We start from the raw sequence: 11888 nt of genomic DNA on the forward strand, positions 1-11888 counted from the left end.
ATATTCTTGTCGGAGGAACTGCAAATCATGGACTGCCTTGAATCGTCAGACTTGACGCATGCGATTCTTTCTAGTGCAGGTCTCGGCTTGTGGACCATCGAACTTGACGATGGCAAGCCTCCTAGATTGTACGCAGACAAAGCATTCCTCCAAACTCTTGGTTTACCCGAAGAAACGCTCCCCGAAGATCTTTACAATTTATGGTGCAATAACATTGACCTCTCGTATTACGAGGCGTTTGCGGAATCTATCGAGCAAATGACTCGCGGTGAAATGTCTGAACTGGAGTACGCATGGAACCATGAGACGCGTGGGATTATCTACCTCAGAAGTCACGGTGGCCGAAATAAAGAATACACACGCGGTGTACGGCTAGAAGGGTGTTCTGAGGATGTTACCGACCAGATTGAGTTCAAGATGCACTTGCGTGAACTGGCTCAGTATTCCGATATTGCAAATACGCTTGGTGATGGCTTCGATAACATATACTATGTCGATACGAATGATAATTCTTTTATCGAATTTAACGCCCAAGGGGTTGTGAAAAATCTTGATGTCAAAACGTGCAACAATTTTTTTCAGGGATTTGAACAAGCATTAGAAAAAGTGGTTTATCGGGACGATTGGGATGCTGTCAAGGATTTTGTCAATAAAGAAAAACTCTTGAGCGGCCTGGAAAAAGATCGCGCCGTGTCTGTTGCTTTCCGTTTTTTCACTGATAATCGGTTGGTGTATTACCGTTTAAAGGCTGCGAAAACTCCCGATTCCGATAGCCATATTGTGGTGACTCTTGAAAACGTAGACGAAGAAGAAACCGCCAAGGCCGAACGCAAGGCTATTGCCGTTCGAGACATGGCTGTGATTTCGGGTTTGTCCGATGACTTTGGTTGCGTGGTCTACGTCGATTACGATACGCTTTCCGAAGCGCATTATCGCTTTGATCCAGTGTTCGAAAAATTTGTGCCGGGTTGGTCTAAAATTGATAATTTTGGGAAGCGTCTGGAACTCCTCGTCAATACGGTTGTGCACCCTAGCGACCGCGAAGCGTTCTGTGCGGCAACGGAACCTGCAAAAGTTCTCGAAATGGTCGAGCGCGAGCACATGTATTTCGTCAATTTCAGATTGCAAATCGATGGCGAAGATATTTACTACCAAATCAAGTTCGTAAAAGATGAAAATTCCAAGAATCACGTGATTGCGGGTTTCCATAGTGTCGATGCCGAAACAAAACGTGAAATGGCGAGTCTCGAAAAAGCGGAACTGGCAAACAAGGCAAAGAGTGCGTTCCTCTTTAACATGTCGCATGATATCCGCACACCGCTCAATGCGATGATTGGCTTTACCGACATGGCGGTGAAAAATATCGACGACAAGGCAAAGGCGCTTGATTGCTTGAGTAAATCTAAGCTTTCGAGTGAACATCTTTTGTCTCTGATTAATGACGTTTTGGACATGTCGCGCATTGAAAGCGGTAAGGTCGAGCTGGATTTGAACCCGGTTAATTTGGATGAAAACGGTGATGACATCGTTCCCATGCTGACGTCGCTTGCCGAAAAGAAAAATGTCCGATTTGAATTTGTGCGTCATGACGTCAAGAACCGCTATGTCTATGTGGATTTCTTGCGCATGAATCAGGTGGTTATCAACGTCGTTTCTAATGCTGTAAAATACACGCCATCGGGAGGCTCTGTTCTCGTTGACATTAGCGAAATTCCTTCAGACCGCGAAGGGTACGGGATGTACCAATTCATTATCCAGGATACTGGAATCGGTATGAGCCCGGAATACTTGCAACACCTCTTTGATGAATTTTCCCGTGAAAGAACATCTACGGTCAGTAAGCAGCAGGGAACAGGCCTTGGCCTTGCCATCACCAAGCGCATTGTCGATATGATGGAAGGCTCTATTAATGTAGAAAGCAAGGTGGGTGAAGGTTCCAAGTTTACGATTTGCATCCCCTTGCGTATTCAAGAAAATCCAGAAGCGGTAGAGCAGGTTCGCTTTGTGCATTCTGAACGCGAAATCATTTCGTTTGAAGGGTTCAGAGTCCTCGTTGTCGAAGACAATGAATTGAATCTCGAAATTTCGAGAGATGTTCTTGAAAGCGCTGGCATTGTTGTCGATTCGGCTGAAGACGGTTCCGTTGCCGTTGAGCGCTTAAAAGAAGTGGGCGCCGATTACTACGATTGCATTTTGATGGATATCCAGATGCCGGTAATGGATGGCTTCGAGGCGACACGAATTATCCGTAAAATGTTCCCGGATAAGCGAATCCCAATTATTGCACTTTCGGCCAATGCGTTTGACGAGGATCGTAGCAAGTCTGTTGATGCGGGAATGGACGGACACTTGGCAAAGCCCATCGTCATCGCTCAACTCGAAGACGCATTGAAGAAATTCTTGAGGAAATAAGAACCGACAGCCACTAGCCACTAACCACTAATCACTAATCACTAATCACTAACCACTGTCTACTGTCTACTTCCTACTGTCTACTTCCTACTACTCACTACCCGTCCAGCTGCTTAATCCCTTCCACGGCGGCTTTGTAATCCAATTCCACCTTTTCTAAAAGCGCGGGCGAATTAGCCGTAAATGCACCTGGTCGCAAATCTTCGGTAAGCTCACTGCTCGATGTTGAAAGCTTGTTCAAACCGAGGTTTGCTGCCACGCCCTTAAGCGTATGGGCTGCACGGAATGCCGTTTGCGAATCATTGCTCGCAAAGGCGTTCTTAAGCTCGGTTAAGCTTGGGTCGCTGAGGAACAGCTTCAAATATTTCACGACACGGGATTCCATGCGGAGTCTTTCAAGTACTTCGTCTAATGATTCGTCGATAGAGCTATAAAATTCAGAGAGAGTCATAACAAACATCCTTTTTTATTGTAATACATCAATATGTCCATACATCGACGTGAGCACGGGAACTTCGTTTTGGCCTTTGGTCCAAATCTGAAGGACCTTGACATTGCAAGGAGTGCTCTTTCCGTCAATGTTGAATGCCTGCTTGATTAAAGTAGGCTTTTCTTTTGGCGCGGTATGGCGCCTTAAAATCTTTTTGATTTTTTCCAGATTTTCGATAGCCGCTTTGCTTTGTTCTTTATCGTTAGGTCTATAATCGTCAATAATAGTTCTTGGCAACCCCAATTTTTGGGATGCTTTTGAAGAAAGTTTCATGACGCCTGGCGTATAGGAGTATTCAAAGAGAATCCCGTTCAACATGGATTCAAAGAAATGAGACTTTTTACGCTCGTCGATAAACTGCCTGAACACCTGATTGTAAATGGGGTGTTTGCTGTGGTTCATCATGGCGTCAGCGATGTAGAAGAAGTCCTTGTCTGCCTGCTTGCTCCAATCGAACGCCTGTAATGAAATCACGAGCTTGTCGGCGATGGCGTCGAAGCATTCTATCAAAAGCGGGTTGAATACGCCGCATTCGTTGTTGTGGATCATCTCGAGCGCCTTTTCGTGCGTGAAAGCTTTCTTGTAGCAGCGTTCGCTTGTAAGCGCGTCGTACACGTCCGCGATAGACACAATTTGGGCCGTTATAGGAATTTCATCCCCTTTGAGCCCATCGGGGTATCCATTGCCGTCCCAGCGTTCATGGTGCCAACGACAAATTTCGTAGGCGTACTTCATCAAGGGCTCGTCTTTTCCGACCGGAACTGCGTTGAGCATCTGGGCGCAGTTTATGGTATGCTCCTTCATGATTTCGAATTCTTCTTTCGTAAGCTTGCCGGGCTTGTTCAAAATTTCATCTGGAATCGTGATTTTCCCGATATCGTGCATGGACGAGGCCGTGCAGATAACGCCGATATCGTTCTTGTTGATATTGTATTTTGTGATATTGTATCTTTTGCACCGGCGCAAAAGTTCGCGCAAAAGCATTTCGGTAATCGTATTGATGTGCAGTACGTGCATCCCGCTTTCGCCATTGCGGAATTCCACGATATGGCTAAGCATAGTCACCATCATGCTGTTGTTGCGCGTTTTTTCATAAATCTGGTTTAAGACGAGGTCCGAAAGGCTCTTTTGTTTTTTGTAAAGGCGAATCGTGTTGTTCACTCGGTTCTTGAGCACCATTTCGTCGAACGGTCGCCCGATAAAATCCGTAACGCCGAGCATGTATGCGCCTTCTACGAGCGAATGTGCCGTTTCCGCAGAAATCATGATGACCGGTATTTCGTTAATCCAGCCATTTTTGTTCATGATGGTAAGCACTTCTATACCGTCTTTTTCGGGCATCACCATGTCGAGAAGTACAAGCGAAATTTCGGAGGTTTTTTCCCTGAGCAAAAGGAGTGCTTCGTTTCCGTTTTGGGCTTCTATGATATCGTATTTATTGCCGAGTATATCGGATAACAGGGCTCTGTTCATGGCCACATCATCAACAATCAGTATAAGAGGGCGCTTTTCATCCATAAACGCGATTCCTTTAAATCCCAAATACAATGCATATTAAATGTATATAATTTTTAATATTTTGCGTAAGAAAAATGTAACTTCGTCGAAATTATTGTTCGAGGTCACAAGCCAAATACTGTGCTAAAATGTTCAATATTGCCTTTTTTATTAAAATTGTATATGTTTTTGTAATATAAATGTAAGATTATTTGGCAGGATGTTTGCTTATGCGTGCAAAAATCTTCGTTTTTTTGCTTTTTTTGTTGCTAGGGGGGTATGCCTATGCGGGCCCACAAAAAATAAAAGTGGGCTTTTTCGCTAGTTCCGGTTACCACGAAATTTCCGATAATGGTGAAATTGAAGGATATGGTTATGAACTGTTCCGTCGCCTGTCCCGCTATGCCAATTTGAATTTTGAATATGTTTTCCGCAACAGAACTCGTGACGATATGTTGCGCATGCTCGAAAATGGCGAAATTGATGCCGTTGTGCCCGTGAATAAGACGAAAGAATTGGAAAACTTGTTCGCCTTCTCGTTGCCGGTAGGGCTAAATTCAGATTATATCGTTGTTCGTAAATCAGATTCGACGTTGCTGGATGAAATTGACTATGCGATTGACCAGATGGATTTGACAGAACCGAACTGGAAGAATCAGATGTATCGCAAGTATTTCGGAGACGATGTGCTGGATGTATCTGTGCTTACCGAGCGTGAACGCAAGTATTTGCAGGAGTTTCGCAGTGCAGACCGCATGCTCAAGGTGTCTGTTCGTAATGCTGTATTTCCGTATGCTTATGTCGATAATGGTATTCCGAAAGGAATTTTGTTAGACATCTTTGCCGAAATTGCGCTCCATAATGGTTTGAAATATGAATTTGTTGCTAATGACGATTCCAGAAAAACGGTGATTGTACTTGATGGCCGCTATAACATGGATGGCGGTGATGACTCGTGGGTGTTTACTCCGCAATATCTTCACGAACAAGTGCTAGCCGGTTACGATAGCTTGCTGTATGGAATGTGCATTGCTGTGCCGAGAAATTCCCCGCGTGAACTCGCTTCCATTTTGACGAAGGGCGTTTTAGCCCTATCTCCAAAGACCGTACGTTCAAAGGTGACAAAGTATGCCGGGTTCCGTATACCTAATTATTCGGGCGAATTGCTGCATAAGCATTCCCGCGTGGCGATTGTATTTGGATCGATCTTTGTGCTTTTGGGAATTGGCTTGATTGCATCTCTTGTGTTGCTTTCGTTTAGGCGTAAGCTGAAAACTCGACAAAATGAATTGACCTATAAACTGCGCGAAGCCAATGCGTTTGCCGCCGAAGCGAAAGAGGCAAAATCTAAATTCCTCCTCAATATGAGTCACGATATCCGCACTCCGATGAATGCGATTATTGGCTATGCGGATCGTGCCGAGCGCCATATCAAAAACACCGCCTATGTGCAGGATGCTCTGAAAAAAATCCACATGTCGGGAGGTTATTTACTACAGCTGATTGAAGAAGTACTTGATATGGCTAGAATCGAGTCTGGGCAGATGACGATCAAGGAACGTATGGTGAATTTGACCTCTTGCATGACTGATCTTTGCGAAAGTTTTGTCCCCATGATGACCCAAAAGAATCTTTCGTTTATTTGGGACTTTTCTGCGGTTAAGAATAAGTTTGTCATGGTCAACGTGAATAGCCTTCGCCAAATCATGTACAACATTATATCGAATGCCCAGAAGTTTACGACTTATGGTGGGCGTGTCGTTTTTGTCATCGATGAACTGCCTTGCCAAGTGGATGGCTATACGGTGTTTGACTTTGAAATTAGCGACAACGGGCTTGGTATGTCCAAGGCGTTTTTGGAGCATATTTTTGAAGAATTTGCGCGTGAACAAAATTCGACGCAAAGTAGGTTGCAGGGGACCGGGCTTGGCATGTCCATTGTAAAGCGGCTTGCCGATATTATCGGAGCCGAAATCAATATCCAAAGCGAAATTGGACTTGGAACGACTGTTCACGTGCGTACGCAGCTCAAGATTGCAACAGAAAAAGATGTCGCTTTAGATCGTGGCGAAAATAGCGCGCTCGATGATGACCATTTTTTGAAGGGCAAGCATGTCTTGCTTGTTGAGGATAACGAGTTCAATAGGGAAGTCGCCCAGGACTTTTTGCAAGATGCCGAAATGACTGTAGATATGGCTGAAAATGGACTCGAAGCTGTGACTCGGGTTCGTGAACATTCTCCAGATTTTTATGACTGCATTTTGATGGATGTGCAGATGCCGGTCATGGATGGCTATGAAGCGACAAAAGCCATTCGAAAGATTTATCCGGACACAAGAATTCCGATTATCGCATTGTCCGCAAATGCTTTTGAAGAGGATCGTCAGAAATCTCTTGCCGCTGGAATGGACGATCATTTGTCGAAACCCTTTGTGGTTGCGAAAGTTCTAGAGACGATGAACGCTCTAATGCAAAGAAAAGTTAACGTAACTTAGTGTGCAGGAACGTTTTAAGAACACTTTTTTGTGATTTCTCGCATTATGTCAATCCTTTTACATAATAAGGGTTGAAATTTTTTATAGTTTCAAACTATCTTTTACCTTGGATGGGTGAAATCTTTTTTTTAAAGGAATTCATATGAAGAATTTGGCAAAAGTTATGTTTGGCGTTGCTGCTGTCGCTGCAGTGACGGCTTCTGCTGGGCAGTATCCGTTCCCGCAGAACATGAAACATCCGCACGGCACGATCATTGAATATGCCGATACGGACATGATTAAGGAACATTATAAGCTGTGGAAGCAGGCCTGGTACCAGGCAAGCAATGGTTGGGTGCTCGCTCCGGAAGGAACTTGCTCTACCGTTTCTGAAGCTATTGCTTACGGTATGTTGATTTCCGTCTACATGGACGATCAGGATGTGTTCAAGAATCTTTATAAGACTTGGACGGGCAATTCTGTTAATGGTGGCGGTATGAACTGGCGTATCGGTTGCAGCGGTGGTACTGGTACCGCATCTGACGCTGACTTCGACGCCGCTCTCGCTCTCGTGATGGCTTCCAAGCAGTGGAATGACGATTCTTACCTCACTGCTGGTAAAAATCTCATTTCTTGGATTGCTTCCAACGATATCGCAAGCAACAAGATTAAGCCGGGTAACCAGTGGAATGATGGTTTCAACCCGAGTTATGCAACGACTGCCAACTTCAAGCTTTTCCAGGATGTTGCCGGTGGTTCTTGGTCTAGTGTTATTTCTCAGGCCTATACCGATTTGAACGCTTGCCAGAATTCTAAGACCGGTCTTGTTCCGGACTGGTGCGACTGGAATTCTCATGAACCGATTTTGACGTCCGCAGCCGTTTCTAACGATATCGGTTTCTACGATGACGCTGCCCGTACTCCGTGGCGTATGGCATGGGCTTACTATTGGTATGGTGATACCAAGGCTCAGGCTTTCAATAAGAAAGTGGTTGACTGGCTTATCCCGACAACCCGTACCGCAAGTGGTGTGAACTCCGGTTATGCTTGGGTTAAAAGCCAAAAAACTTATGAGGCGGATGAATCCGATATTCGCAACTTCGTTTCTTCTACGTTCTCCGGTGGTCTCGGCCTTGCCGCATCTTCTGTAGATGGTGAACAGGCTCAGACTTATCTTGGTACGGTTTACAAGGTTCTCAAGGAAAAGAAGAGCTGCTCAAAAGCTCAGGGTTGCGGCGAAGGCTCTGTCGAAGGTGAAAAGTACTATCCGGCTACCTTGAACATGCTTTACCTCCTCCTCGTGACGGGTAACATGCCGAACCTCTATAACTTGACTGGTTTTGATAAGTTCACACCGGATCCGTCCAAGGCTCCGTCTATCAAGGAAGGCGCTGGTGAACAGCAGGCGTTTGGCGATACGACTATTGGTGTTACTGGTCTCTGGAACTGGGGTGCATACCATGACAAACTCGGCATCGGTACCAAGATGATTCCGGATTCTGGTTCTTCTCCGCTTTACAAATTGGATGATGGTTCTATCATTGCCCGTGCTTCTATGAATATCGGCCCGGAACCGGAATGGACTCAGGCAAAGGCTGATGTTTGCAAGAACAGCCCGGCTCAGTGCGAGCTCAAGTATCCGTCTGCTGGTATCGCTGTTTCCTTCAAGAAGGACGAATGCAAGGAAGATGGTAGCTGCGGTGTTGACTTCAAGGCTCTTGGTATCAAGTATGTTCGCGTGACGGCTAAGACTTCTGGCCCGATCCGCATGGCAGTTCTCAATACCATCACGGATGAAAATGAAAAGAAAAAGGTTCCAAACGCTGGTGCCGGTTCTGAACCGGGTGTCTATGTTGACAATACCTCCGATTATGAGGCTGTTACTTATGACATGACTCCGTATGAATACGGCTTCAAGGGTTTGGGTGATGGCAAGGAAATCGCTATTCTTGATTGGGTTGACGGAAATGCTGCTCCGTTAGGCGAAGAGATTCTCACCTGCATCAAGGGCTTCAAGTGGGAAGTCAAGGATGCCAAGGGTGGCATTGGCGATATCTCTATCAAGGCTGTTGAATTCCTCGATGGAAGCAAGGCCGCTATTGATCCGGTCAAGCTCACGGGTATCGAAATCAAGGAACGCGTTGGCTTGTACAAGGTTTCTATGATCCCGAGCTTCAGTGTCCGCGCCAACGGCATGCAGCTCGAAATCAACGGTGCTAAGGCTGGTAGCGTGTTCGCTGTCTACGACATGCAGGGCAAGGCTATTGCCGGTGGTATGTTGATGAGCAGCAACTTGGCTGTTAACGTTCCGAATGCAGGTTCCTACATCGTTCGCGTTGGTTCCGAAATGAACCGCATCAACGTGAAGTAATTCCTTTACGAATTAAGAATTGCAAAAAAGCCGAGGCTCAACGCCCCGGCTTTTTTTATGCTGTCACAAAATTAATTTGGGCAGACCATCCGAAGTCAAATTCGGATTTTGTCATTCCAAACATGTGTCCCGTGGCTAGCAGAAAAACAGTGTCGTTTGCATAGACAAAGCTGGGGGTTACATAGGCCGAAAAGGATTTTTTTGTGAAATAAGTTTTATACGGGGGAAATACAATTTTAAGCACAAAAAAATCGTCCCGGAAAACCGAGACGATTTGCTGTAAGTCGAGTATTTGAATTACATCGATTCGAGCGCCTTGCCCTTGGTTTCGTGCACTAGTTTAGCGACGAATACAAAGCTTATTGCTGCGAAAGACGTGTAAATCAAATAGGTCGGGCCAATGCCGATACCGTGTTCGCCGACAAGAACTGGGAACGACCAGCTGACAAGGAAGTTTGCACCCCACTGGGCGAGACCGCAAACAGAGATTGCCACGGCGCGAATACGGTTGTTGAACATTTCGCCAAGCATCACCCACATCACCGGACCCCATGTTGCAGCGAAGAAGGTCACGTAGAGGTTTGCTGCAACGAGTGCTACAATGCCGCTATTGGAGCCCAAATTACCGCTGGCGTCAGAACCGAACATAAAGCAGAGGGCGAGAGCGCCAAGTGTAACGGTCATGCCGGCAGAACCGATGAGCAAAAGCGGTTTACGACCAATCTTATCGATAAGGAGAATAGCGGCGATAGTCATGGTCAGGTTGATAGCACTAGAAATCATGCTGGTGAAGAACGCATCGCTTTCGCCAAAGCCAACACTCTGCCAAAGCATGGAACCGTAATAGAAGATGACGTTGATACCGACAAACTGCTGGAGAACTGCAAGACCAAGGCCCGCCCAAACGATTGGAGCGATGCGCTTTTTGCCAGCGACCTTTTCGAGAAGGTCAGAAAGCTTTGCCTGTTTTTTGTTCTTGAAGGAATCTTGGATTTCTTTAGCTTTTTCTTCAATGTTGGATCTCGAAAGAAGGGAAAGAACGCTTTTGGCTTCTTTCATTAAGCCCTTGCTTACGAGGTAGCGCGGGGATTCCGGGAGCTGCCAAGCGGCGATGCCGTAAATGAGTGCCGGAACGGCTTCGACCCAGAACATCACTTTCCATGCATGGACTCCCATAATCAAGTTGCTTGCAGAACCTGAAATGCGGACGATGATGTAGTTCGAAAGCAAAGCTACGAAGATACCGATAACGATGGCGAACTGCTGCATGGAGCCGAGACGCCCACGCAAGTGTGCCGGAGAAGTTTCGGCAATGTAAATCGGAGCGATGATGGATGCCACGCCAATACCGACACCGCCAATGACACGCCATGCGATAAAGTCGTAGATGGTGAACGGAAGGCCAGAACCGATTGCACTGACAAAGAAAAGAATGGACGCGGCAATCATACAACGCACACGTCCAAATTTATCGGCCAAGCGACCTGCAAAATAGGCACCGACGGCAGCGCCAATCAAAGCGAGAGAAACTGCAAGCCCAAGCTGCATGTCGTTGCAGTTGAAATAGCCTTTAAGCGCCACATTGGCACCGTTGATAACAGATGAGTCAAAGCCGAACAGGAATCCACCGATGGCGGCGGATAGGGTCACCATAATGACGTGTCCGACGTTATAATTATTTTCTGTTGACATGTCCCTACCTCTTTTTTTTAATTTGGTTGTCATTCAAGTTGCGTACAATATACAAAACGGCTTTTTGTAAATTCAAGTTTTACAAAAAGGCTCGATATTCCAATATGGACTAACGCTTTTGTTACATAAGTCGAAAGTTGTGCAACCACTGCTCCCGTCTTATCTGTAAATAGATATATATAATTTTCTTACAGTGTGAAAGTTTTTTGCAGAATTTGTGAATTTATTTTGGAGTGTGGGGCGAATTTTCGTATCTGTTGACGCTTGCTAAATGGTGTTCCTTCGGAGTGCTTTTGCTAGGCTCGGAAATGGGCCTGTAAAGAAGCCCGCTTCACTCGCCTTACGCAAAAGTTTCTATTTTTACGCCCGAAAATTTAACGCCTTGTGGTCGGTAGAAGTTCAAGCGGACACCCTGTCTACTTCCTACTGTCTACTATATCGAGGTAAACATGTTTCGTGAAGTAAAGAAAGAAGAAACGTTGCGCAAGCGCCAACTTCTTCGCCTCGGTCATGGGAGCCTGTAAACAGTCTCCCGCGACTACCACCTAAAGGTGGCCATGCCCACATAAGTGCTAAAGCACTAAGTGGTCAAAGGTCGGCTTGCGAAGTTGTCCCGCAAATCGAAGAGCGCGTGCTTTCCCTTTTGAATTCTTAGTCAGTTTTTTCTAAATTGGCGCTCTTTCAGAGCGCATTCAATGCGGCTCGGCCATGTCAAATCAATAAATTGCATTGCCGTGGCTCTCGCCTTTTTCTAAATTTCCCGCGTAAATTTTATAGAGGTTATTATAATGGCTTTGTTTCGCGAAGTAGATAAAAACGAGACGTTCCCTGATATTGAGGAACGAGTTCTTACCTTGTGGGATAAGGATGAATCGTTCAAGAAGTCGCTGGACTCCCGTCCGGAAACTGAACCGTACACTTTCTACGATGGCCCTCCGTTTGCAACGGGCCT

General features: G+C 45.8%; 7 protein-coding genes. 4 read left to right on the forward strand and 3 right to left on the reverse strand.

The genetic code is table 11. The annotated features are described in order from the left end of the window. Positions 1-27: 27 nt before the first annotated feature. A complete protein-coding gene (locus HUF13_RS11880) occupies positions 28-2412 on the forward strand; it encodes a hybrid sensor histidine kinase/response regulator (protein WP_173475334.1) in 2385 nt (794 codons plus the stop codon). Positions 2413-2509: 97 nt separating this feature from the next. On the opposite strand, the gene HUF13_RS11885 is transcribed toward HUF13_RS11880, so the two are convergent. Then, the gene (locus HUF13_RS11885; protein WP_173475335.1) at positions 2510-2863 is read right to left on the reverse strand and encodes an Hpt domain-containing protein; all 354 of its coding nucleotides are present in this window, start codon (positions 2861-2863) and stop codon (positions 2510-2512) included. Between the two features lie 15 nt (positions 2864-2878). After that, positions 2879-4420, reverse strand: coding sequence for an HD-GYP domain-containing protein (locus HUF13_RS11890; protein WP_173475336.1), 1542 nt, complete (start codon positions 4418-4420; stop codon positions 2879-2881). A 287-nt stretch (positions 4421-4707) separates the two neighbouring features. Between HUF13_RS11890 and HUF13_RS11895 the strand changes: the two genes are divergently transcribed. Beyond that, positions 4708-6894: a response regulator gene (locus HUF13_RS11895; protein ID WP_173475337.1), complete on the forward strand. Its 2187-nt coding sequence runs from the start codon at positions 4708-4710 to the stop codon at positions 6892-6894. A gap of 142 nt (positions 6895-7036) precedes the next feature. Then, entirely contained in the window at positions 7037-9244 is a 2208-nt protein-coding gene (locus HUF13_RS11900) for a glycosyl hydrolase family 8 (RefSeq protein ID WP_173475338.1), read from the forward strand. Positions 9245-9541: 297 nt separating this feature from the next. Here the strand turns inward: HUF13_RS11900 and HUF13_RS11905 are convergent, their stop codons facing one another. Further along, positions 9542-10936, reverse strand: coding sequence for a sugar porter family MFS transporter (locus tag HUF13_RS11905; RefSeq protein ID WP_173475339.1), 1395 nt, complete (start codon positions 10934-10936; stop codon positions 9542-9544). Between the two features lie 788 nt (positions 10937-11724). Here HUF13_RS11905 and HUF13_RS17600 point away from each other — a divergent pair. After that, positions 11725-11888: class I tRNA ligase family protein (locus tag HUF13_RS17600; protein WP_173475340.1), on the forward strand; the 164-nt coding region annotated here is incomplete at its 3' end.

The organism is Fibrobacter succinogenes (genome assembly GCF_902779965.1).
Lineage (GTDB): Bacteria > Fibrobacterota > Fibrobacteria > Fibrobacterales > Fibrobacteraceae > Fibrobacter > Fibrobacter succinogenes_F.